This window comes from Shinella sp. CPCC 101442 (assembly GCF_024704725.1).
Lineage (GTDB): Bacteria > Pseudomonadota > Alphaproteobacteria > Rhizobiales > Rhizobiaceae > Shinella.
The window spans coordinates 535,741-559,547 of sequence record NZ_JALIQS010000004.1 but is presented as its reverse complement, the minus strand read 5'-3'; the positions used below and the strand labels follow the sequence as shown (position 1 = coordinate 559,547).

The window sequence follows — 23,807 nt, the reverse complement described above, 5'->3', positions numbered from 1 at the left end:
GCATGGGCACAAAGGGCAACTTCCGCCTCTGCGACGTGGTGCTGGACGACACGATCGGCCGCGCCACGCCGGATGTGGAGCACGAGCGTGCCGTTGCCATCTTCGATCTCATCGAGGAAAACACCTTCGAGCCGCTCGGCCATGCCGGCGGCCCCTACCGTCTCAATATTTCGCTGCTCGATTCCAAGCTGGTCTTCACCGTCCGCACCGAGGCCGGCGAGGATGTCGCCACCCACATTCTCTCATTGACACCATTCCGGCGCATCGTGAAGGACTACTTCCTGATCTGCGAGAGCTATTACCAGGCGATCCGCTCCTCGACGCCGAGCCAGATCGAGGCGATCGACATGGGTCGGCGCGGCATCCACAATGAGGGCTCGCAGACCTTGATGGATCGGCTGTCGGGCAAGATCAAATTCGATTTCGACACGGCCCGCCGGCTGTTCACGCTCGTCTGCGTTCTCTACTGGCGCGGGTGAGCGGATGGAAGGTGTTTTCCCGACAGCGCAGGAAGCTCCGTCGCGGACACCCCGTTCGATCCTTTTCATGTGCCGCATGAACGCCGTGCGCTCGCCGATGGCCGAAATTCTCGCCCGAAGCCTGCTACCCGGCACCTATGTCGCCTCGGCCGGCGTGCGGCCCGGCGAGCGCGATCCCTTCGTCGATGCCGTGCTCGACGAGGTCGGCCTGTCGCTCGGCCGCCATGCGCCCCATTCGCTGGACGAACTGGAAGACGACTATTTCGACCTCATCGTGACGCTGGCGCCTGAAGCCCATCACGCCGCTCTCGAACTCACACGCTCCATGGCCGTCGACGTCATGTATTGGCCGACGCCCGACCCGACGGTCGCGACCGGCACCCGCGACCAGATTATGAGTTCGTATCGCGACGTTCGCGAATTCCTGAGAACTCTGATACAGAAGCGCCTGCAAGACCCGCCCTGACCGCAGGAAGGCCTGATTTTTGGCAAATGCAGAAACCCGGCGCTTCGGTGTTCACAAAGCACCGGGGATTGTGTAGTTTCCGGCAAATTTTTCGAGGCGGGCATCCGGCTCGCCCTCATCCACCCTACAGGAATATCATCACAAGATGGCAAAAGAAGAAGTCCTCGAATTCCCCGGTATCGTCACGGAACTGCTCCCGAACGCAACGTTTCGCGTCAAGCTTGAAAACGAACACGAGATCATCGCGCACACGGCGGGCCGCATGCGCAAGAACCGTATCCGCGTTCTCGCCGGGGACAAGGTTCTGGTCGAGATGACCCCCTACGACCTTACCAAAGGCCGCATCACCTACCGTTTCAAGTAAGCCCAGGGACCGCGCCTTCGCCCCGGCTTCAGGCCGCGGCTTGAACGACGGCGCGTCCCGGACTTTTCCGGAGCTCCCATGGCGCAGACCGACAAGCTCATCCTCGCCTCCGGCTCGCCGCGCCGCGTCGAACTGCTCGCGCAGGCGGGCATCGAGCCCACACGCCTGATGCCGATGGATATCGACGAGACGCCGAAGCGCTCCGAGCATCCCCGCTCGCTCGCACGGCGCCTGTCGACCGGCAAGGCGCAGGCGGCGCTCGCCGCCATCAAGGGCGATCCGGCCTTTGCCGGCAGCTATATCCTTTCGGCCGATACGGTCGTCTCCGTCGGCCGGCGCATCCTGCCGAAGACGGAGATGATCGACGAAGCCTCGAGTGCGCTGCATCTCCTCTCCGGCCGCAGCCATCGCGTCTTCACCGGCGTTTGCCTCATCACGCCTGACAGGACCGTGCGCCAGAAGGTCATCGACACGAAGGTCCGCTTCAAGCGCCTGTCGACCACGGATATCGAGCACTATCTCGCCTCCGGCCAGTGGCGCGGCAAGGCCGGCGGCTATGCCATCCAGGGCATTGCCGGCAGCTTCGTCGTCAAGCTCGTCGGTTCCTATACCAATGTGGTGGGCCTGCCGCTCTACGAAACCCTCACGCTGCTCTCGGGCGAAGGTTTCGACGTGCATGACGGCTGGGCGGGTGCCTGATGGCGGACGAGACTGAAAAACCAGCGGCAACCGTCGCGCCCCTGCGCAAGGCCGTGCCGTGCCCGATCTGCAGCCGCCCCTCGGCGCGCGAGCACTACCCCTTCTGCTCCAACCGCTGCCGCGACGTCGACCTCAACCGCTGGCTTTCCGGCTCCTATGTCATTCCTGTCGCCGATGGCGAGGACAAGGCGGAAGACGACGAAATGTGAACGTCTGATGCGAGGCGAAAACTCAATCTTTTCCGCAACTTGAAAAGACTGTCATTTTTCCCGCAAAAAACCGCCGATAGGGCTGGACACATTTTTGCAAGATGTTATAACCCCGCTCGCTTCCGGGGCGCAACCAAACGCCCCACGGGTTTCGAATGCGAAATCCACCCGGATGCCCGGATAGCTCAGTTGGTAGAGCAGCGGATTGAAAATCCGCGTGTCGGTGGTTCAAATCCGCCTCCGGGCACCATTTAAAGTCTTTGTGACGCCCATCTTCATCATGTAATCTCCTCCTTATGGATCTGAAGTCGACAGATTTATGTGCCGGGTTTGACAATCTTCGCTTTCTCTTGCTCAGTGCGACTTCGAAATTCGCCAGGATTGCAATCGCCTTTCGTGCCATGTCAGCGCGCGGGAATTGGTGTTTTCCCAAAACATCAGTCGAGTGACCGAGCAGGAGATAGATGGCTTCACTGCCCCATCCCGGTATAAAGGGCTGTTACAGCATGTCGGAAACCCTTCAGCGCTAGGCCTTGCTAAATTTCGCTCTCCCTTCTGCAGATTCTTTCTGAACTGGCCCCAGCTTGGACCGACCCCATGTTGAACAGATCCGTTGGCTTGCAAGTTTATAGGCGGCCTCAAACACACATCCCAAGACGATAACTGCCGAAACTATTTTACGCGATCTCGAACAGCCTTCAGTCGCCCTCGAACGCTCGATCTGATATGTAGCGAAACGGATCCTTTGGCTTCGGCTCCGCCTAGCCAGATGCGAAGCAGACATTTATAAAATATCAACCGGCATACCATTATGTAGAACGGGATCACGCACCTTCCTAATCTGCGGCGCCGTACGCACATTGTTTGCAGGCGTGTAGTTCTGGACGCGACTCAACAGACAAATATCGGGGGCAGGCAGTTATGAAATATGTACTCACGAACAACACGGCGGGGCCGGATAACTTCGGCGGCACAGATGCCGCCGACACTTATTCGGGAAGCTGGGTACAGCTTCAAAGCACGGATAAAATTGCAGCCGGCAAGGGGATCGACACGCTGGTCATCAGCGCCAGCTCCCAGGTCATCATGGATGCCAGCCGCTTCGTTGGTGTCACCGGTGTCGACATTCTCGATCTGTCCGCGAAGATCAGCACGCTGCGCCTGTCGCTGAACACCAAGACCATCACCCAGGCGGACGACGGGATGCTCCTCGTCAAGTTCGGCGCGAATGCGATCTCGCTCAACACCGACGGTACCACACTCGGTATCCAGGGCACCGGCAAAGTCACGCTTACCGACTCCAGCGAACAGCGAGTCGTCCTCGAAGGCACGTCAAACGGCAATGTCGAAGGCGGCGTGAAGAACGACACTATCCAAGGTGGCGCCGGCAATGACAAGATTTCCGGCAATGCCGGCCTGGATGTGATCTCGGGTGGCAAGGGTAGCGACACGCTGACGGGCGGCGCGAATTCCGATCGCTTCGTCTATTCGACCGGAGATGGCCAGGACAAGATCACGGACTTCGATGCCGATGGCGCAGTCGAGGTCATCGATCTCCGTGGCGTCACCAGCGTCACCCAATTTTCGGGCCTCTCGATGACCCAGAGCGGCAACAATACGGTCCTCACCTTCAGCAGCTCGGACAAGCTTACCCTCGAAGGTGTCAAGGCGTCCGCACTCACCGCCAGCGATTTCATTTTCAAGGGCCAGAGCGTCCAGAAGGACTTCTATTTCAAGGCGGGCGTCTCTGTAGAAAAGATCCAGGAAGCAATCGACGATGCACCCGCCGGAGCCACCATTCACCTCGCTGCCGGCACCTACAATTTCACCAAGGCGCTCGAGATAAACCGCGACGATATAGCGCTCGTCGGTGCTGGTGAAGGCAAGACCAAGATCGTCATCGAGACAGACAACAAGAACGCCACCGCAATCCATATCGGCAAGGGCGTTGAGGTATCCTCGGAAGCCAAGCTTGCTTCCACCGCTACCGCAGGTTCCAACAAGATCGTGCTTGATCGCGCCACCGATGTTAAGGTCGGCGACGTCATTTATATGGGCCAGGCCAACGATCGGGCATGGCTCGATTCCCAGGGCAATACGTTTATCAAGACGTCGGCGGAAAATCTGCGCGAAATGCTGGCCGAGGTGACGAGCGTCAACGGCAAGACGGTGACGCTGAGCAAGGCGGTGCCATATACGTTCGAAGCAGGCAAAGCCACCGTTGAAGTCCGCGAGATGATCAAGAACGTCGAGGTCGGCGGGTTCTCGGTCACCACCGACCTCGGGGCGGCCAATCCCTATCTCTTCGAAAATACGCTTCCCGCCGGACTCGACGGCGCAGCCATCGAAGTTCTGCAGGCGACAGGCGTCAAGCTCCACAACATCGCGGTCACCAATGCAGCCTCCCACGGTTTCTCGTTCCAGTCCGTTTTCCGGATCAGCGGCGACACCTTGAGCACGATCGGCTCGCACAACAAGGGCGGTGACGGCAACGGCTATGCGTTCGCCTTCGGTGAAGCGTTCGAGAATACGTTCACAAACCTCACGGACAAGGACATGCGTCACAGCGTCCTGTTCTCGTCCTACAGTGCCGAGCACTACAATTACATTCAGGTCGACAGCACCAACCGGGACATCAACTTCCACGGCAGCCCCGACAGCAACAACACCGTGATCGTCGATCGATCCGTGCTCGACTACAACACGACCACCGGCGGTTCCTCCGGCGTTTCGCCAGGCGCGAAGGGCGTCCACCCGAATTCCACGATAGAGGCGAACAACGTCACCTTCGGCTATTTCCGGGGCACCGGAGCGGTCGACAAGATTTATGCGCGCGCCTCCGGCTCGGACATGGATGGCGGATATGCTGCCGACGAACTGATTGGTGCAGCCGGCGTGGACAAGCTTCGCGGCGGAACAGGCAACGACATTCTGAAGGGTAACGGCGGCAAGGATCTTCTGTACGGCGACGACGGCAACGATATTCTGGACGGCGGTTCAAACTCCGACTTGATCACCGGCGGAAAAGGCACCGATACGCTGACAGGTGGCATCGGCGCAGACACCTTCGTATTGAGCCGCGGCGACGGCGAAGACACCATTACTGACTTCCAGGCCGGCACGTCGGGTGATCGCCTGGATCTCAGCAAAGCGCTGGTTGCGTCCCGCACCTTCCTCTCGGTCAAACAAGTCGGATCCGATACCGTGGTTTCACTGGGTGGCGGCGACAAGTTCATTCTGAAAGGCGTTTCCGCGGCTGCACTCAAGGCAGAGAACTTCGTGTTCTCCAGTAGCACAAAGCCGCTCACGATTTCCCTCTTCAAGACGGATATCGGCGGGTCCGGCGGCAATGGCGACGACGTGTTTTCGATCTCGACGAGCTTCCTGGCGGATCACAAGTACGACATCTTTGGCGGCGCCGGGCGCGACACGCTCCTCCTCTCCTCCAGTTCCGCCTTCCGCGCCAGCACGATGGGTACGGCGAAAGGCATCGACGTCATTGATGTCAGCAAGCAATCCAGCCCGCTCGCCCTCTATCTCAATAAGTCTTTCGCGGGTCAGGCCGACAATGATTACGTAACAATCAATGTCGGCTCTGTCGGAGCACGCATCGATACCGGCGATATTACCGACGCGACCAGCGTCCGCATCCAGGGTTCGGGCCTGGTGACGCTCTTCAACACCGGCGGCAAGGTGACCGCGGCCGGCGGCGCAATCAACGTTGTTGGCGGTAGCGGGGCGGACACCATCACTGGCGGCTCTTCGTCCGACAAGATCGATGGCGGCAAGGGTGACGACCGCCTGATCGGAAACAGTGGCAACGACACCATTTCCGGCGGCGGCAGCAAGGACTTCATCCAGGGTGGAAGCGGAGCGGATACCCTGACCGGCGGAACCAGTGCGGATGTGTTCAACTTCATTTCCGTCAAAGACTCGACGTCCTCCTCGCGCGATACGATCACCGATTTCAAGCAATCCGAGGACGATATCATCAATCTCCAGAGCATCGACGCAAACTCGAAAACCCAAACCAACGACAAATTCAAATTCATCGGCACCGAGGATTTCCACAAGGCTGCCGGCGAACTGCGCTACAGCCAGTCCGGTGGGAATACCTATGTCAGCGGCGACACCAATGGAGACGGGAAGATCGATTTCCAGATCAAGCTTTCGGGCGCGATCACCCTCACAAGCGGCGATTTCCTTCTCTAATATCTGCTCGACGGGCTCGTGATGAAGTCCAAATGACGGTGGCGGAGCATGTAGGCCTGTTTACGAACAGATTGCCTCCAGGCTCCGCCATGATCATGAGATCATCTGTTTCATCGAGACGATTTTACAGACCGGGACATATCGTGGAGCGGGCTTATCCCTGAATGTCATTGTACGTACCGTCGATCTGGCAGCTTGGAAGCAACGCTGAAAAATCCCGACACATCCGGCAAGGGCCGGCTCCTCTCACTGCGAAGACAGCCGCCCGTGCGACCGAAAGTGCCGCTACTCCGCTCCTTGGCAAACAGCCATCGCCCTTCAACAATCCTTGACGCTTCGTCGGCAACTAAAATATGAAGCCGGCATCGGACGCATGTGGAATGAAGGCCTATCGACAACCTTGTGTGGTGGTGGGAAAGGGTTAGATTGATGGTCGATTTTCTTAAACGATTGAATTTGCCGAATTTCCTCCGGACAGCCACGGCGCTGAGAGAGGCGGCAAAATGGCCTTCCCCCCCCGAGTGGTTTGTCCGAAATGACCCCGCTGCGGTTGACGATGTCCAGCCCAGCTTCCTGTTCCAGCCATGGGTCCCGGAGCATACCGACAAACTCATTCGCCTGCTGAGCCGCAGCGGTACGGCCCCATTTGCCAGCCTGGGAATGTTTTCCGACCCGAGCGACAAGCAGCAACGCAAAGAGATCATACGCTTTGCCGATTCCCATGGCGACGTCTACGACCGCATGGTGATGCACAAGCTGTCGCCACACCGACATTCCGCGCTCGGCCTCATTGTGACGCTTGACTGGCTGCCGGCAATGCGGCGGCTGGTTTACGGCGCGTCGCGTCTGGGAATCCGGACCATTCTGGTGCCACACGAATCGGTCTTCGCCAAGGAGAACATGTTTTATACCCATCCGAAAATGGGGATGAACACGCCGATATGTGACATCGTGCTGGCCTGGGGCGATATGCAGGAGCGGATATTCATGGAGAGGGGGTATCCGGCAGAGCGCATCCTGAAAGTCGGAGCGCCGAAATTCGACTATCTTGGAGAGACGCGGGCTGGCAACGCCAAGGATGCCGTCCTCAGCTTGGGATTGACGACAGACAAACCCGTCATGGTCTTTGCCGCGCAACCCCTCGACAGCCAGTACGACATGAAGGCGGCACGGGCGGCACAAAACTCCGCGATCCTGGATCTCATTTCAATCGCCAGCGATAACGGCATCCAGCTCATCATCCGGACGCCGCCGTCTAAGGACGCGATTTTGGATGCGGAGATTTACGAGAAGGTGGACAGAAATCCGCACATAGCGATCGACGATGCGTCGCTCTATCTCCTTTCGGCGGAGGAAACCATTGCCGCGAGCGATATCCTCGTGTCCCTCAACAGCACGATGTTGCTGGAGGCCGCCCTGGATGGTAAAGTGGCTGTGACTGCGAAGTATGTCCAGTTCGAGCAGATTTGGGATGCCCTGAAGATTCCGGTGGCGAGAAACCGCGACGACTTGCGGACTATTGTCATGGCGGCCATCCGCGATCCCCGTCGCCTTGTCGCCCAATACGACCTCAGCTGGGCCGCGAAAGCCTTCGGGATCGGCGAATTCGATGGCGCCGCCGCGCGCCGCATTGGGAAGGTCCTGACGCAGATTCAGAATGGCGAACTCGACGTGCGCGCGCGATATGGTGCAAGCCGTCCTGAATTACTGACGGGAAGAAGCGATCTTTCCTCTTCGCGCGTGGCGAAATGAGCGCTGGCCGCTGAGCTCGTCCCGGAGAGATCCGGCTTACGACCATCTCTTTCCGTCCATGCCGGCACCGGGCAAGGTGTTTTCAGAGGAAAACAACCATATTTCGCCTTGCGTCGCGCCGGATTCCTTGCTTTACCTCGCTGGCTTTCCGCATCTTCCATGAAACGCGGGGAAGCGCCTCTGTCGAGCTTCGGCTTTAGGCGTGTGCATCTCCAGGAGTTATTAATGGCCAATATTACTGTTGTTGGCATAGGCTATGTCGGCCTTTCCAACGCTATTCTGCTTGCACAGCATAACGACGTTATCGCTTATGATATCTCGGCCGACCGGGTCGCCAAGATCAACAACGGCATTTCGCCGATTGTCGATACCGATATCGAGGAATATCTGAAGACGAAGCGTCTTCGCCTGAAAGCGACGAACGACAAGGCCGAGGCCTTCAGTGCCGCCGAATTCGTCATCGTTTCGACGCCGACGAACTACGATCCTGAAACCAACTATTTCGACACCAGCAGCGTAGAAACGGTTATCAAGGATGTCCGGGAACACAATGTGACCGCGACGATCGTCATCAAGTCGACGATCCCCGTCGGCTACACGGATCGTTTGAAGCGGGAGTTCGGCGACGAGCGTATCCTGTTCTCGCCCGAGTTCCTCCGTGAAGGCAAGGCGCTGCACGACAACCTGCACCCTTCCCGCATCGTCGTCGGAGGCCAGGGCGAACCCGCGCAAGTCTTTGCCGGGCTGCTCCAGCAAGGCGCCATCAAGCAGAATGTGCCGGTCCTGTTTACGGGCGCAGGCGAAGCTGAGGCAATCAAGCTTTTCGCCAACACGTATCTCGCCATGCGGGTCGCCTATTTCAACGAACTCGATTCCTATGCCATGACGCACGGCATCGATTCCCGGCAGATCATCGAAGGCGTCGGCCTCGACCCGCGCATCAACAACCACTACAACAATCCCTCCTTCGGTTACGGCGGCTACTGCCTGCCGAAGGATACCAAACAATTGCTGGCCAACTTCTCGGAGGTCCCACAGAACCTTATCCGAGCCATCGTCGACGCGAACACCACGCGCAAGGATTTCCTGGCTGCCGATATTCTCACCCGTGAGCCGCAGGTTGTCGGCGTCTATCGCTTGATCATGAAGCAGGGCTCGGACAATTTCCGAGAGTCCTCCATCCAGGGCATCATGAAGCGCATCAAAGCCAAGGGTATCTCGGTTATCGTGTACGAGCCAGAATATCCCGGCAACGATTTCTTCCATTCGGAAATCGTCCGCGATCTTGCCGATTTCAAGCAACGCGCCGACGTCATCGTTGCGAACCGCTACATGCCGGAACTCAGTGACGTGAAGGACAAGGTTTATACGCGGGATATCTTCGGGGTGGATTGAGACATCTCCTCTACTCTCCGACAAGCCGGCACAGGCTGCGGGGAAATCTCATGTGAATCCCTGCGGAATGGCTCCACCCGGAAGACAAATGACCTCTGCATCAAAAGGATTCCGGGGCCGTGTATTGGAACAGAGATGAATTTTTACGACAAAATTCGCTTCAAATACCTGTTCCAAAGGAAACGGTTTCTGGAGGCAATCGCCTTCTACGGCAATGAGAATTCTCCCATTCCGTCTGACGCCGTATGGGCCTTCTACAAGGCAGGCTGCTATCGTACTGTTGTAGAGGCCAGACAAGCGCCCACAAGTGGGGGCGATGCCGTGGCGATTGGCGTTTCCCTGGCGGCGTGCGGCGATATCGCTGCGGGTAGCCGTATCTTGAGAGAGGCCCACTCAAAACGTTTGCTGACACCGGCGTTGTTGTCGCCGGCGGCTCGAGCGATCGCCCAATATAGCCCAGACACAGCGCTCGAAATCCTCAACGGACAAGACCAGCGTTCAAATCTCGGGCTGCGCGTGGCGCTGCATCTCGCTTTGGGGCACACCCATCAGGCGGGCGAGATGATCAAGGAAGCCCTCGATGGAGACCGGGACACCGTCGATCCCGATATCCTTCTGTTGCACGCCAATATGACGGTCGATCACGCTGCCAAGCTTGAGGATTTGAATTCATATTTGGCGACGTACGGCTTGTCTTCTTTGCGGCGCAAGGATGACTCGATCTGTCTCTCCGCATCGAACCTCGTATCGACTGCCGAGGCCGGCTCTGTCCGTGGTCCGCTCGTCACCGTCACGATGCCAGCCTACAATACGAGTGGAAGAATCGGTGCCGCGATCGACTCGCTGCTGGCCCAGACCTACCGGGATATCGAGATTCTGGTGGTCGATGACAGCAGCACCGACGATACGGTTGCCGTCGTCACGGGCTTTACGTTGAGGGACCAACGCGTCCGGCTCATCCAGCGAACCCAGAACGGTGGCCCTTATGCCGCGCGCAACATGGCGCTCGCCAATGCAAACGGCGATTTCGTGACCTGTCATGATTCAGACGACTGGGCTCATCCTGAGAAAATCCACAGGCAGGTCGAACCCATGCTCAAGGACAGGAACCTGAATGTGACGGCGTCCAAATGGGTGCGCATTCAGGACGACGGCCTGTTCTACGCGACCCAGATCCATCCGCTGACACGATTCAACCCAGCCTCCCCGCTGTTTCGCAAAGCGCCGACGCTCAGCCGTGCCGGGTTCTACGAAAATGTCCGTACCGGCGCGGATAGCGAATACATCGCCCGCCTCCGGCTCATCTATGGCCAGCGCGGATATCGCCTGCTGTCCCTACCGCTGGCTTTCGGCGCACACCGCGCCGGTTCGCTGATGACGGATGTCATGACGGGAACCAAACGTGGCGAGGCGATGAATGCAGAGCGCCTGGACTACTGGGAAGCCTGGCGGAAGAAACAGGCTCGGGCCTTGCGCTATCGCCAGAGCCTTTATGTCGGCCTCACCACAGACTGAGAGGCTGCGCAGCGGACTGCGTCAGTTCGCCAGCATATACGTCGCCGACGACCATCCCAGAAATTGATAGGACGGCCTATCGACGCCTGTGAACTGCACCACTTTCCGCAACTTCGGCAAGAATATTCCCCGTTCCTGATATTCTTGCAGCGCGATGTCGCCGTAGCCCGCGCCAAGCTTACCGATATGGCCGCGCCGCTGGCAATCGCGCACCGGGCTGCCTTCGATCAGTGCCTCCGCCATGTATTCTAGTCCCCGCGCAAGAAGCGGTGGGGCATCTGCGGTTTGGCCAAACAACCAGAGGGATTGGTCCCCTTGATTTCCTGCAATTGTCGCCGCCTGGACAAAGGCGGCCAGAGAATATTGAGGATGACTGCAATCGCGAGTTCGCAATTCGTTGATCTCCCCATCCTCGGAGATCACAGCGGGCATCAACTTCTTGATGCTGTTCAGGCCCGCTTTATACCGTCGCCTATCGTTCTGATAGACACCGACCGCCACCGCCGCCATGGCGGCGGAGGCGCCCCAGTTGTTTTTTCTATCCATCGCCTGGCTGGAAAAAGCAAAAAGCCTATCGATGAAGAGATCAAATCGGTCGATACTTTCTGGTTGCCAGCCGGCGCCGCCATTGTCGTAGTAGCGGATGATTTCCGCAGCGTTTACCCACATCGGAAGAGCCCAGGCCGCTTCCAGCTGCGGCTGCCGCGGCGAATTTCTAGCGTCAACGTCGGTCGTCACTGTTTTAAACGTGGAAGCCCAGACGTCCAAAATCTCCATCGCCTTGTCACGATGCACAGGATCGTCGGTTTTGACCCACAGCATCGCGTTGAGATACGCGGCGATCGCGTCGTCTTTGAACGCTTTTTCCGCCGGTCCGGCACCGGAACTTACGACATCGACGACCGCCAGAGGTTGCGGCTGGTAATCGCCCGAACTGCGCGGATCATCCTCCATCAGCTTATAGGTATCGGCAACGATGTCAGATATGGTCGATCGTTCAGAGAACCTCTGTAATTGCCGTTGGGTTTGCAGCAGCCCAGGATGGGGGAAAATCTCCTGTGCGGCGGCCGGTGCATCAAACGGGGCGGGCGCAGCCGAGAAACAAGAAATAGAGACAGCAACGCTGATTGTGAAGTGCAAACGGCGCATTTGGCTTCCCTATCAAACGGCGTTGGATCAGTAGAAATCTACGCTTTAACAAGGTTTCCCTGTCAACATCCGGCTGTGAATTGGAACGGAGGTTGGCCGCACCCTAAAATTCGCTACGGCCTTACCTACAGCGGAGCTTACGCCTGAAATGCATCGGCCCGGAAGAGCTCCGGGTCGGCTTGGCACATTGGCATTACGACAAATGCTCACGGTCAGGGCTTAACAGCCGCGATCCGCTTGCCGAAGGCGCTGTAGGCGCAATTCTCCCGAACGAACCGTCGTCCAGCTTCAGAACGCTCTTGCCAAGCAGCCTTGTCTTTCCAGAGTTCGGAGACGACAGCCCAGACTCCTTCTGGCTCGGCGTAGATCGCTGCGTCTCCGAAGACGGACTTGAAGACGGAAGGAAGAATGACCGGTACACCCGCAGCCATGGCTTCCATCGGCGCGCGTCCGAATTCCTCGATGTAATCCTCGTCAGGGAAATGCAGGAAGAAGTCCAGATCCGACAGGAATGCGCCAACATCGAGCGAGCCGAAGGGATCGACCTTCCAGTTTTCCGGCGTGTTTCCGAGAAGCTGTAGTGCGTGTTTTGCCCCGCCGAGGAAATGAACGTCACAGTCCTTGTCGACGCAATAGGCCTGATAAACGTCCTCGCGCCGGCTCGGCCACTTGAGGACGTGATCGCGCCCGTGGCGGCCGATACGGGGCTTGACCCTTTCCTTGCCACGCCACGGCGCAGGTGTTGCGCTGACCCGGCTGATATCGGTCATTGGCGTCCAGGTGTCTGCCACCGGTGCGGGATAGCGCGCGTCGGCTATCATGATTTCCCGGACGCGGTTCGAGATGGGTGCCCATTCTCCTTCGGTGCCGACAAGAGCCAAAAGGTTCTGCCGAACCCTGCGCGGATCATAAGCGACGTCCGTCTTGCTGATGTTGCGTTCAGCCATCTGGTTGACGACGACGAAGACCCGCTCATGGCTGATGCGCGGAAAGAGGTCGATCTTCTCGTCCAGAACTGGAGGATAGGTAAAGATGACGGTTTTCGCCTTCACCTCCTCCCCAGCCACGACCATCTTGAAACCTTGCTCCCACAAAAGCTCGCGGAAGTCGCTGCGGATCGGTTTGGTGATTTCGAGGTCACAGTTCGGATAATGGTAGAACCCGACGCTGAGGCCGTCGGCCTTGGCGGCCGCCGCCATGTTCCGCGCGGAATGGAACGTTCCTCCCCGCATGTTCCAGTTGCCGATCAACAGTACATCGACTTCGGCCGCTTTGCGCTCAGCATGGATGGATATCGGTGCCAGTTCTCCGCCCATCGTACCGATGGTGTTCAGGTCACCGATGACTTTGCTGCCCCATTTCCGATGCAGGAGGTCCGTCACCTCGTGATAATCACGCCGGACACCGTGATAGGTGGTCGCCACATGCGTCGCACTCTGGCGCGTGAGCGAGGATTCGCTCGACCGGCCGACAGTGAGCGGCGCACCCTTGACAATACCGGTCCGGACCTTTTCGCCGAGAAACAGTTCGCAACGCTTGATGAATTCACGATCGGCCGACACGCGGACCTCGTTCCATGAGCCGACCTCATGGAAGAGCGTGCGATCGACGAAAAAGGAACCCATGTTCAGAGAAATCAGCTTTTCCGTCGGCCGCCAGGTGCCGACCGGCACGAAGTCGGTTCTGGCTCTCATCCAGTTGGAGATGTTAGCGCGCGACTTGGATTCCTGGGCATCTCGAACATGGAGCTCGATCCGTTCCGGATGTGACCAGTCATCGGCATCGTGGATCGTAACAAAATCGCCTGTCGCGTGCCGGATGGCAACATTGCGGCAGAAGTAACTTCCCCGGTTATAGGGTTGCCGGATCAGCTTGAAGCGGTCATCCATTGCACAGAAGCCGGCAACGATATCCGCCGTCCCGTCGGTGCTGAAATCGTCCACGATAATGACTTCAAGGTTCTTCCAGGTCTGGGCCGCAACCCCCTTGAGGGCTGTGAGGATGGTGTCCTGCGAATTGAAGACCGGGACGATGACCGTCACCTTGACGGCTTCGTCGACGGCACCACCCGCCACCGTGCCGCGGACGTTGTCGATCGACAGCGGCTGCGACGGATCGATTTTCGCAATCTCCGTCATGCCGAAGGAACGGTACATCGCATTGATGTGCTTGAGCGCCTTCTTCTCATCGACAGACGCGCTGCCGGCTTCCCCCGTATCCAGCCAGGTGCTGGCATACATGAGTTCGACGTCGGCATCGCTTCCCTTATACTTGGCATAAGCGTCAAGCAGCGCGCGCGCTTCTGTCGCACGGGACAGGCGGCACAGAAAATAGGCTTCAAGGAGAGCCTGTCGCTTGAAGGGCGCAATCTTAGGATCGGTCAGTCTGCGCTGCTGCATAAATTCGAGTGCAAGATCATAGCGCCCCTGAACGGCATGCCAGGTTGCCAGTCGGAAGAAAACATCGGCGCGAATGGACGGATCGAGCGAAGCGTCATTCCTCATCGCCTCATAGCGCTTCAAGGCCCATTCCGAATATCCGCCCCAGAGTCTCTTCTCCGTTTCGGAAATGATTTCAGGAACTTTGCCCTTGCTATTACCCTCGCCGCCGTTGACCAAATCGTAGAAGAAACCGAGAGAGCCTTTCTTCGTCCACTTTTTGCTCTTGAGTTTCGGCATCTTGCCAATTTTGTAGTCTTGGCCGCCGAAGAGCAGTTTGAGCGCGAATCTCAAGGGCATCGTAAGACGCCAGCTAAGAGAACTCTTCAGCTTCAAGTTACGCGCTTTCAAATTTTCGGCATATTTAAGCAGGGCATCATTGTCCGCCTTCGCATTGAGGGCCCGCTTACGCCACATCGAAACAACACTTTCGATCTCATCGACAGCGAAGTCGAGTGTAGCCTCATCGCCATGCTCTGCTCCGCTGACTGAAGCTTTCAGCATTTGCTTTCTCTGATTGGACGCTTCGATCGATACCTTTAGCTCCGCAAGCGCACTCTTTGCATTATCGATTTCCGCCTGAAACTCCACCGTCCTTGCCTGGACCGCAAGCGAAGACCGAATGGCCTCGAGAAAGGCCATCTTCGTGCTGGCAAGTTCTTGCTGCAGATTTTTCCGCTCAAGCGTCAGCTTCTTGAGCTCTTCCGCCTGCTTCTTTTCAGCGTCAGAGCGCGATTGCGCAGCTGGCTTTTCGCTCCGCTTGGCCGGAGAGCCACCATTTACATTGATATCCAAAACAACCGGCGAAGACGCCCTGCCATCAAGGCTGTTAGCAACGCTTGCATCGGCTGCGCCCGGGACTGAGCTAGAACCTGCTTTTTCGGATTTCGCCGCCTCGGTGGTTTTGGCAGTCATCAATAGGTCTCGACTCTTGCTTACGTTTCGCGGGCCCGCCAAGAATGCAGGTTGCCGTGTTTGACAAAATTGACTTGGTGGCTATGCTCTTATCGCTTTCACAGGGTCAGTTCAAGCATGCGGGAAATCCTAGGGAGTTGCTCGCGATATAGGCTAAGCTTGAAATACAAATCCATGCATGAGTAGAAAATATGGCGAACGCTGAAAATAAAGGGCGCAACACAAAGGCTTCCCTTGCGGACTTATCTGGAATCAAGATTAGCCCCTTCGACAAAAACCGAATAAGCGTCACAGATCCCGCAATTTATACACTCACGCAGGGACGATACAAAATAGATTTTCTATGGCGTCCCGCTCCCGGTAAGCAGCGGCTCTTTGTCTTTTTTTCCGGCGATGCACAGCGCTCGAAGCGACAGCCGCCCGTCTTCCAACGGTGGACATGGGCCGAACAGATGCAGGGACACTGCCTCTTCATATCCGACCCCAGCCTCTATCTCAGCAATGACCTGGGGCTTGCGTGGTATGCAGGTACAGAGGATTTCGACCCTGTGCTACCGATCATCGAGGTGGTGAGTGCCATCGCAAAGACGGTCGGCGTCGAGCACAGGAACATCGTCTCCTACGGATCGAGCGGCGGCGGTTTCGCATCGCTCCGTTTCGGCAGCATGATGCCTGAGATTGCGATGGTGGCGATCAATCCGCAAATTACGATCGTCAACTACCACAAGAGCTCGGTAAAGAAGTACCTCATGACCTGCTGGGGCACCGGGGACAGGGAAGCCGCACAGGAAAAATTCGCTCCGCGCCTGGATTTGTTGGAAAGCGTCGATGCACTGAAGGGGCGGCGCGTGATCTACGCGCAGAACGTGGTCGATATTCACCATTTCATCGAGCATTACCGGCCATTCTGCCTGAAAATGGGTGTCGATCCCTATATTCTGGGTGATAACGACAATTTCAGCAGAATCCTCTTCGATGACGAATCCGGCCACAAGGGAGCCGAGACGCCTGACGTCTTCAGCGAAATCCTCGAAAAGGTGAACCAGTTACCTCTCTAAATGAATGCTGGGCGCCTCCGGCGCCCAGTCGGGGCGATTTACAGCTAGCGGCGCGCTCCCTTTGCTTGAAGGTACATGCTTCCGGCCTGCTGGCGGAAAGCGCTCACCACCTGAGATTGCCATGCCCCGTGGCTGAGACAGAAATGCGCGGATGATCTCACCCGTGTTCAGAAACCAAGCGGCGTGGCCTGAATGGGCCTGCCAGCATTCCCGGATTGCCCCGTTTCGCTCGCCTGCATTCATCCATTCGAAATTGAGCAGATAATGACCTTGCTTGACCATCTCAGCCCCCGCTCCCTCCGTGCGCCGGAAAGCGGGATCGTCGAAGTCGTAAATTATGCACGCGGGCGCGACGGGCTCATCCCGCTCTGGGTGGGCGAAGGGGAACTCCCGACGCCGGAGTTCATTGCGCGGGCAGCATCCGAGGCGCTGCTCAGGGGCGAGACCTTCTATACCTGGCAGCGGGGGATACCGGAACTCCGGGCGGCGCTGTCGCGCTATTATGCGCGGCGCTTCGGGACGACCTTGCCGGCCGAGCATTTTTATGTGGTCGGGTCGGGCATGCAAGCGATCAAGCTTGTCATCGAGGCGCTGGTCTCGCCCGGTGACGACATGGTGTACCTGACGCCCGCCTGGCCGAATTTTGCCGCAGCGGCAGAGCTTTCCGGCGCCAATCCGATTGCCGTGACGCTCGATTTTACCGGCGGGCGCTGGCAGGTCGATCTTGACAGGGTCGAGGCGGCAATCACGCCGAAAACGCGTGTGCTCTTCGTCAACACGCCGTCGAACCCGACCGGCTGGACCGCGACGCGGGAGGACCTCAAGAGCCTTCTCGACATCGCCCGTCGCCATGATCTCTGGATCATGGCGGACGAGATCTACGCGCTCTATCATTATGCAGGCGGACGGGCGCCCTCCTTCCTCGACGTGATGGAAGAGGGCGACAAGGTCGTCTTCGTCAATTCCTTCTCGAAGAACTGGTCGATGACCGGCTGGCGCGTCGGCTGGATCGTCGCGCCGCCGGAGATCGGCCAGGTACTGGAAAACCTCATCCAATATTCCACCTCGGGTGTGCCGCAGTTCCTGCAGCAGGGGGCGATCGTGGCGCTCGACGAAGGCGATGCCTTCCTGCAGGCGAATATCGACAAGGCGACGAAGAACCGCGACGTGTTCTGCGATGCCCTGATCGCCACCAACCGGGTCGAGACGCTGAAGCCGGATGGTGCACTCTATGCCTTCCTGAAGATCGACGGCGTGACGGATTCACGCCGCGCCGCAATCGATATCGTTGACCGCACCAATGTCGGCCTGGCGCCGGGTACGGCCTTCGGTCCCGGCGGCGAACTCTTCATGCGCGCCTGCTTCCTGCGCGATCCCGGGCAAGTGGCGGAAGCGGCCGATCGGCTTGCCCGCTACATCGCGGCTCGCTGACGCCGGCTACAGCCGGGCGAGCACGAAATCGGCACGCTCGGCCACCGCCACTTTCGGCAGGATGACCGTCTCGTATCCCAGCGTCGGATAGGTCGTTTCAAGCCTCGCATACTCGGCAAGGGCGGCTTCGAAACCATGCCGGCGCTCTGCATCACCCGCGTAGATCTCCGGCCAGGGCGGTGTGAGAAAGACCTTCGTGTTGTAGCGGTGTTGCGTTGCGAGCGCGGCCAGGACGGGCTCGCCGCAATGCGCCTCGAGCGCAGAGGCCGCATCGATCAGGCCGCGATCGAAGAAGACGAAACCGGCCTGCTCCCGCATCGCGTCCAGATCGGCAAGCGCCAGCGCGATGGCACGGCGGGCGAAGGCGGCAAGGTCCAGCCAGGGCAAGGCCGTACCGCCGCTCGCAAGCTCCTCCTGCACGATGCGGCGGCCGGGCTCCGCGACCGTCGCATGGCCGCGCCGGCGCAGCTCCTCCAGAAGGGTCGATTTCCCGCCGCCGGAGCAGCCGGAAAGCACGATAAAGCGGTCGGACATACTATGACCTTTCTCAGGCGGGAAACCGCGCGGGCGCGATTGCGGTTGCGTCTTGTGTGCGGGCGCGCTGATATGCGCGAAATTCAAGCGATTCGGGGGAATACATGGCGGTTCTGGTTACGGGCGGCGCGGGTTACATCGGCAGCCACATGGTCTGGGCGCTTGTCGATGCCGGCGAGGACGTGGTGGTGCTCGACCGGCTTTCCACCGGCTTCCGCTGGGCGGTAGCGCCCGAGGCGCGCTTCTACGAAGGCGATATCGCCGATGGGGCGCTGCTGTCCACCATCTTCGCCGAGAACCGCATCGATGCGATCATCCACTTTGCCGGCTCGATCGTCGTGCCGGAATCGGTCGCCGATCCCCTCTCCTATTACGAGAACAACACGGTGAAGTCACGGGCGCTGATCGCAGCGGCCTTGGCGGCGAAGGTGCCGCATTTCGTCTTCTCCTCGACAGCCGCCGTCTATGGCACGCCCGACGGCACCGAGCCTGTGCTGGAGACCGCTGCCCTTCGCCCGGAATCGCCCTATGGCTCGTCCAAGCTGATGACGGAGATCATGCTGCGCGACACCGCCGCCGCGCATGATTTCACCTACACGGCGCTACGCTACTTCAACGTCGCCGGCGCCGATCCGCGCGGCCGCACCGGCCAGTCCAGCGCCGGCGCCACCCATCTCATCAAGGTCGCCAGCCAGGCGGCCCTTGGCAAACGCGATGGCATGGACGTCTACGGCACAGACTATCCCACGCCCGACGGCACCTGTATTCGCGACTATATTCACGTCAGCGACCTTGCCAATGCGCATCTGAAGGCCTTGCAGCGCATGCGCGCGGGCGGCGGTTCGATCGTCGCCAACTGCGGCTATGGCCGTGGTTTCTCGGTCCTTGAAGTGCTTGAGCAGGTGAAGGCCGTGTCCGGCAAGGATTTCCCGGTGCGGCTCGCCGGCCGCCGGCCGGGCGACGCCGTGCTGATCGTCGCCAATCCCTCCATCGCGATGACCGAACTGAACTGGCAGCCGCAGCACGACAATCTCGACTTCATCGTGCGCACGGCGCTCGACTGGGAAGAGCACCTCGGCAAGCGCAACCAGCTTTAGAAGAAGCTCAATCTTCGCCAAGCTGCGCCTTCTCGTAGGCGATGGCGTGCTGGATGAGCTGCGCCCAGATGCCCTCGTAGAAATCGCCGTCGAGGCCATGCGCCTGCGCATTGCGGCTGGCGTTGTCGCGCACTTCCTTGACGCGCACCGGCACGTCGGCCGGCATGCCCAGACCGGCCTTGATCTCGGCCGCGCGGCGGATGAAGCTCCAGCGCTCTTCGAAGAGCGCCATCAGCGCCTGGTCGACACGATCGATGTTTTCGCGGATCTGCGCCATCGTCGTGCAGTCTTCAGCCGTCTTCGCCATTCCGGTCTCCTTTGCGAGACCCGGATAGCAGAGGAATGTCCGGGGGGAAAGGCATCTCACCGTCGCGAGACACAAGGCCACATGCAGGCCCGGGGGTTAAGCGAAAGGAGGGTGCGGTCCTGTCTTCCACTTGCGGGCCTGCATGCTGGCCGAGGCGGAACCTAGGCAAACAAGCTGGCGCGAAGCTGGATGCCGTCACGTAGCGTGAAGTTATGTTCCAATCGCTAATTTGATAATCAATCCAAGCCCCGTAACGGCGAGAACACCACCCAGCCAGAGGCCGACGAACCACAGCAGTTTCTTCGCCGTCGACGGCTCCCGCATCAATGATACCCCTCCTCCGGATCGACCTTGCCGCGAAAGACCCAGTAGGCATAGGCGGTGTAGACGAGGATGACAGGCACCAGCACCAAGGCGCCGACCAGGAGGAAGGAGAGACTTTCCTCGGGCGCCGCCGCCTGCCAAATCGTCAGCGACGCCGGTACGATATAGGGGTAGAAGCTGATCCCGATGCCGGCAAAGCCGAGCACGAAGAGGCCGAGCGCCGCAAGAAACGGCCGCGAATCGTGCCCTGTCTTCAGGCCGTGCAGCAGCAGGGCAAAACAGCCGAGCACGAGGAGCGGCACGAGCAGGCTGAAAATCACCGTCGGCCAGCCGAACCAGCGCTCGAAATAGAGTGGCTCGAGGAAGGGCGTCCACAGACTGAAGAGCCCCATGGCGACGAGCGTAACCGCTCCAGTCCAAAGCGCATAGCGGCGCGCGCGGGCGGCCAGATCGCCGCTCGTCTTCATCACCAGCCAGGTGGCGCCGAGCAGCGCATAACCGACGACGAGCGCAAGGCCGGTCGCAACCGAAAACGGCGTCAGCCAGTCCCACCAGCCGCCCGCATAGGCCCGGTTCTCCACCGCAATGCCCTGCACCAGCGCGCCGAGCGCCACGCCTTGCGTGAAGGCTGCCGTAATCGAGCCGCCGGCAAAGGCGATGTCCCAGAGGAACTCGCCGCGCCGCGTGCGCCAGCGATATTCGAAAGCGACGCCGCGGAAGACGAGACCGAGCAGCATCAGGATCAGCGGCATGTAGAGTGCCGGCAGGATGGTGGCGTAGGCGAGCGGGAAGACCGCCATCAACCCGCCGCCGCCCAGCACCAGCCAGGTTTCGTTGCCGTCCCAGACGGGTGCAACGGAATTCATCATCACGTCGCGGTCGCGCTTCGCCTTGAAGAAGGGAAAGAGGATGCCGACGCCGAGATCGAAACCGTCGAGGATGACATAGGCGAGCACGGCGAAGGCGATGATGGCCGCCCAGATGAAGGGAAGATCAAGCGCCATGATGGTGGCTCCCATTGGTGAATGCTGCGGCAGCGGGCGTAATACCGGCGGAGCGGAGCGGACCCTCCGTGAGATCGGGCATCGGATCGCGCGGCAAGCGCCCCATGAGACGCAGGATGTAGAATGTGCCGGCGCCAAAGACGAGGAAGTAGACCACGATGAAGGCGATCAGCGAGGTCGCGACAGCCGGGGCGGCGATGGGCGCGACGGATTGCGCCGTCAGCAGGTGACCGTAGACCGTGTAGGGTTGACGACCGACCTCCGTCGTCACCCAGCCGGCAAGCACGGCGACGAAACCGGCGGGACCCATGAGGACGGCGGCGCGGTGCAACAGGCGGTTTTCGCCAAGCGTCCCGCGCCAGCGACACCAGAGCGACCAGAGCCCGAGGCCGAGCATGGCAAAGCCGATCGCGACCATGATGCGGAACGACCAGAAGACGATAGCGACCGGCGGCTGCAAAGCCTTCGGCACCGTGTCGAGGCCGGCAAGCGGTGCATTCAGATCATGCTTCAGGATGAGGCTCGACAATTTCGGGATTTCGACGGCGTAGTCGACGCGCTGCTCGGCGGAATTCGGGATGCCGAAGAGGATCAGCGGCGCACCGTCGGGATGGCTCTGATAGTGCCCCTCCATCGCCATAACCTTGACCGGCTGATGTTCCAGCGTGTTGAGACCGTGCATGTCGCCGGCGAAGATCTGGATGGGCGCGACGATCGCTGCCATCCACATGGCCATGGAGAACATCGTCTTCGCACGCTTCGGCGCATCGCCGCGCAGCAGATGATAGGCGCCGACCGCGCCGACCACGAAGGCGGTGGTGAGATAGGCGGCGAGCACCATATGCACGAGCCGATAGGGGAAGGACGGATTGAAGATGACCGCCCACCAGTCCACCGGCACGAACTGACCCGCCTCGTTGATGGAGAAGCCGGCCGGCGTCTGCATCCAGGAATTGGCGGCAAGGATCCAGGTGGCCGAGATCAGCGTGCCCAAGGCAACCATGAGGGTGGCGAAGAAATGCAGCTTCGGGCCGACGCGATTGAGGCCGAACAGCATGACGCCGAGGAAACCGGCTTCCAGGAAGAACGCCGTCATCACCTCGTAGCCCATCAACGGCCCGATGACCGGCCCGGCCTTGTCGGAAAAGACACTCCAGTTCGTGCCGAACTGGTAGGACATGACGATGCCCGAAACGACACCCATGCCGAAGGCGAGTGCGAAGATCGTCTTCCAGAAATTGAAGAGCGCGAAATAGACCTCGTCCTTCGTCCAGAGCCACAGCCCTTCCAAAACGGCGAGATAGCTCGCAAGCCCGATCGAAAAGGCCGGGAAGACAATGTGGAAGGAGACGGTGAAGGCAAACTGGAAACGGGCAAGCAGCGTTGCGTCCAACTGTTCGAACATCGACCACATCCTTTCATCAGGCCGCCGCGCGCCTTTTCAGCCCGCCGGTCACCCCAAGGATGCGGTTTCGAACAGATAAAAGTCAATTCGGCGCACAAGCCCGCATTGCCGCACCGCGACAATCGCCCGCGTGCGGCATTTCGCTCGCCCTGCGGGCAATAAAAAACCTCCGCCGAGGGGAACGGCGGAGGTTTGACAGGCCGGTCTTGGGGACCGAGGCAGAGAGGGGGGCGCCTCGCGTCAGATCCGGCCCATGGCCGCGGGTCGTCGCGGTTAGTTGCGCGGTGCACCGTCGCCGTAGCGGTTGGCAGCCGGGTCGATGTAGTCGACGGTGCCCTGAGCGGTGCCCTTGTTGACCGAAGCGGTCGTGGTGCGGTCGACGGCAGACTGCTGGGCGTCGGTGCGGCCGAAGTTGGGGTTTTCAGCGAAAGCGGCACCGGCGGAGAGCGACAGGGCGGCGATGGCAATTGCGAGCTTGTTCATGATCTTAGACCTTTCGAATTTGGGAGGATCGGCCGACCGGACCCGCCGGTCGGCGAAGGGATTGGATGAGGCGTTGATTAACGGCCGGCGTAAGGAGCGCCGTCACCGTAGCGAGCCCGGGAGTCGGCAACTTCCTGCTGAGCGACGACAGCAGCGTGGTTACCGGACTTGATCGAAGCCGTGGTGGACTGGTCGACAGCCGACGGCTGAACGTCGGTGCGGCCGAGGCTGGGGTTTTCAGCGAAAGCGGCACCGGCGGAGAGCGACAGGGCGGCGATGGCGATTGCGAACTTGTTCATGATCTTAACCTTTCGAATTTGGGAGGATCGGCCGACCGGACCTGCCGGTCGGCGAAGGAATTGGATGAGGCGTTGATTAACGGCCGGCGTAGGGAGCGCCGTCACCGTAGCGAGCCCGGGAGTCGGCAACTTCCTGCTGAGCGACGACAGCAGCGTGGTTACCGGACTTGATCGAAGCCGTGGTGGACTGGTCGACAGCCGACGGCTGAACGTCGGTGCGGCCGAGGCTGGGGTTTTCAGCGAAAGCGGCACCGGCGGAGAGCGACAGGGCG

21 protein-coding genes and 1 tRNA gene are annotated in these 23,807 nt (G+C 59.6%); 13 read left to right on the top strand and 9 right to left on the bottom strand.

Annotation, left to right across the window (positions count from 1 at the left end; all coding sequences use genetic code 11):
- The first annotated feature begins 2 nt into the window (after positions 1-2).
- The 10 genes from MUO32_RS18080 (at position 3) to MUO32_RS18025 (ending at position 11,091) form a co-directional block, all read left to right on the top strand.
- Positions 3-479, top strand: a complete 477-nt coding sequence (locus MUO32_RS18080) for a UPF0262 family protein (protein ID WP_257949761.1) — start codon at positions 3-5, stop codon at positions 477-479.
- Between the two features lie 4 nt (positions 480-483).
- Entirely contained in the window at positions 484-945 is a 462-nt protein-coding gene (locus tag MUO32_RS18075) for a low molecular weight phosphatase family protein (RefSeq protein ID WP_257949760.1), read from the top strand.
- A gap of 145 nt (positions 946-1,090) precedes the next feature.
- Positions 1,091-1,309: a translation initiation factor IF-1 gene (infA, locus tag MUO32_RS18070; protein ID WP_007759621.1), complete on the top strand. Its 219-nt coding sequence runs from the start codon at positions 1,091-1,093 to the stop codon at positions 1,307-1,309.
- A gap of 78 nt (positions 1,310-1,387) precedes the next feature.
- Positions 1,388-2,008, top strand: coding sequence for a Maf-like protein (locus MUO32_RS18065; protein WP_257949759.1), 621 nt, complete (start codon positions 1,388-1,390; stop codon positions 2,006-2,008).
- A complete protein-coding gene (gene yacG / locus MUO32_RS18060) occupies positions 2,008-2,217 on the top strand; it encodes a DNA gyrase inhibitor YacG (protein ID WP_257949758.1) in 210 nt (69 codons plus the stop codon). The genes MUO32_RS18065 and yacG overlap by 1 nt, the downstream gene beginning before the upstream one ends.
- A gap of 174 nt (positions 2,218-2,391) precedes the next feature.
- Positions 2,392-2,467, top strand: a tRNA-Phe gene (locus MUO32_RS18055).
- Between the two features lie 671 nt (positions 2,468-3,138).
- Positions 3,139-6,429, top strand: a complete 3,291-nt coding sequence (locus MUO32_RS29315) for a M10 family metallopeptidase C-terminal domain-containing protein (RefSeq protein WP_308311307.1) — start codon at positions 3,139-3,141, stop codon at positions 6,427-6,429.
- Between the two features lie 429 nt (positions 6,430-6,858).
- Complete coding sequence (locus MUO32_RS18035; RefSeq protein ID WP_257949757.1) at positions 6,859-8,181, top strand: hypothetical protein; 1,323 nt, start codon at positions 6,859-6,861, stop codon at positions 8,179-8,181.
- 225 nt (positions 8,182-8,406) lie between these two features.
- A complete protein-coding gene (locus tag MUO32_RS18030) occupies positions 8,407-9,576 on the top strand; it encodes a nucleotide sugar dehydrogenase (RefSeq protein ID WP_257949756.1) in 1,170 nt (389 codons plus the stop codon).
- Between the two features lie 135 nt (positions 9,577-9,711).
- On the top strand, positions 9,712-11,091 hold the full coding sequence (locus tag MUO32_RS18025) for a glycosyltransferase family 2 protein (protein WP_257949755.1): 1,380 nt from the start codon (positions 9,712-9,714) through the stop codon (positions 11,089-11,091).
- A gap of 21 nt (positions 11,092-11,112) precedes the next feature.
- Here MUO32_RS18025 and MUO32_RS18020 read toward each other — a convergent pair whose 3' ends face one another.
- Together MUO32_RS18020 and MUO32_RS18015 are read right to left on the bottom strand one after the other, a co-directional pair.
- Complete coding sequence (locus tag MUO32_RS18020) at positions 11,113-12,240, bottom strand: alginate lyase family protein (protein WP_257949754.1); 1,128 nt, start codon at positions 12,238-12,240, stop codon at positions 11,113-11,115.
- A gap of 212 nt (positions 12,241-12,452) precedes the next feature.
- Positions 12,453-15,593 (bottom strand): glycosyltransferase, encoded by a 3,141-nt coding sequence (locus MUO32_RS18015; RefSeq protein ID WP_257949753.1) that lies wholly within the window; start codon positions 15,591-15,593, stop codon positions 12,453-12,455.
- A 191-nt stretch (positions 15,594-15,784) separates the two neighbouring features.
- Between MUO32_RS18015 and MUO32_RS18010 the strand changes: the two genes are divergently transcribed.
- Positions 15,785-16,651 (top strand): hypothetical protein, encoded by an 867-nt coding sequence (locus tag MUO32_RS18010; protein WP_257949752.1) that lies wholly within the window; start codon positions 15,785-15,787, stop codon positions 16,649-16,651.
- Between the two features lie 264 nt (positions 16,652-16,915).
- Positions 16,916-18,082, top strand: coding sequence for a pyridoxal phosphate-dependent aminotransferase (locus MUO32_RS18005; RefSeq protein ID WP_257949751.1), 1,167 nt, complete (start codon positions 16,916-16,918; stop codon positions 18,080-18,082).
- A 6-nt stretch (positions 18,083-18,088) separates the two neighbouring features.
- Here the strand turns inward: MUO32_RS18005 and MUO32_RS18000 are convergent, their stop codons facing one another.
- Entirely contained in the window at positions 18,089-18,616 is a 528-nt protein-coding gene (locus MUO32_RS18000) for an AAA family ATPase (protein WP_257949750.1), read from the bottom strand.
- Positions 18,617-18,720: 104 nt separating this feature from the next.
- Here MUO32_RS18000 and galE point away from each other — a divergent pair, with 104 nt between their 5' ends.
- Positions 18,721-19,713, top strand: a complete 993-nt coding sequence (gene galE / locus MUO32_RS17995; RefSeq protein WP_257949749.1) for a UDP-glucose 4-epimerase GalE — start codon at positions 18,721-18,723, stop codon at positions 19,711-19,713.
- A 7-nt stretch (positions 19,714-19,720) separates the two neighbouring features.
- Here galE and MUO32_RS17990 read toward each other — a convergent pair whose 3' ends face one another.
- The 6 genes from MUO32_RS17990 to MUO32_RS17965 form a co-directional block, all read right to left on the bottom strand.
- Positions 19,721-20,020 (bottom strand): chorismate mutase family protein, encoded by a 300-nt coding sequence (locus MUO32_RS17990; RefSeq protein ID WP_257949748.1) that lies wholly within the window; start codon positions 20,018-20,020, stop codon positions 19,721-19,723.
- A 323-nt stretch (positions 20,021-20,343) separates the two neighbouring features.
- Positions 20,344-21,348 (bottom strand): cytochrome d ubiquinol oxidase subunit II, encoded by a 1,005-nt coding sequence (gene cydB / locus MUO32_RS17985; RefSeq protein ID WP_257949747.1) that lies wholly within the window; start codon positions 21,346-21,348, stop codon positions 20,344-20,346.
- A complete protein-coding gene (locus tag MUO32_RS17980) occupies positions 21,338-22,753 on the bottom strand; it encodes a cytochrome ubiquinol oxidase subunit I (RefSeq protein ID WP_257949746.1) in 1,416 nt (471 codons plus the stop codon). The genes cydB and MUO32_RS17980 overlap by 11 nt, the downstream gene beginning before the upstream one ends.
- Positions 22,754-23,026: 273 nt before the next feature.
- A complete protein-coding gene (locus MUO32_RS17975; protein WP_257949745.1) occupies positions 23,027-23,236 on the bottom strand; it encodes a hypothetical protein in 210 nt (69 codons plus the stop codon).
- A gap of 77 nt (positions 23,237-23,313) precedes the next feature.
- The gene (locus MUO32_RS17970; protein WP_257949744.1) at positions 23,314-23,535 is read right to left on the bottom strand and encodes a hypothetical protein; all 222 of its coding nucleotides are present in this window, start codon (positions 23,533-23,535) and stop codon (positions 23,314-23,316) included.
- A 76-nt stretch (positions 23,536-23,611) separates the two neighbouring features.
- On the bottom strand, positions 23,612-23,807 hold a 196-nt coding region (locus MUO32_RS17965), incomplete at its 5' end, for a hypothetical protein (protein ID WP_257949743.1).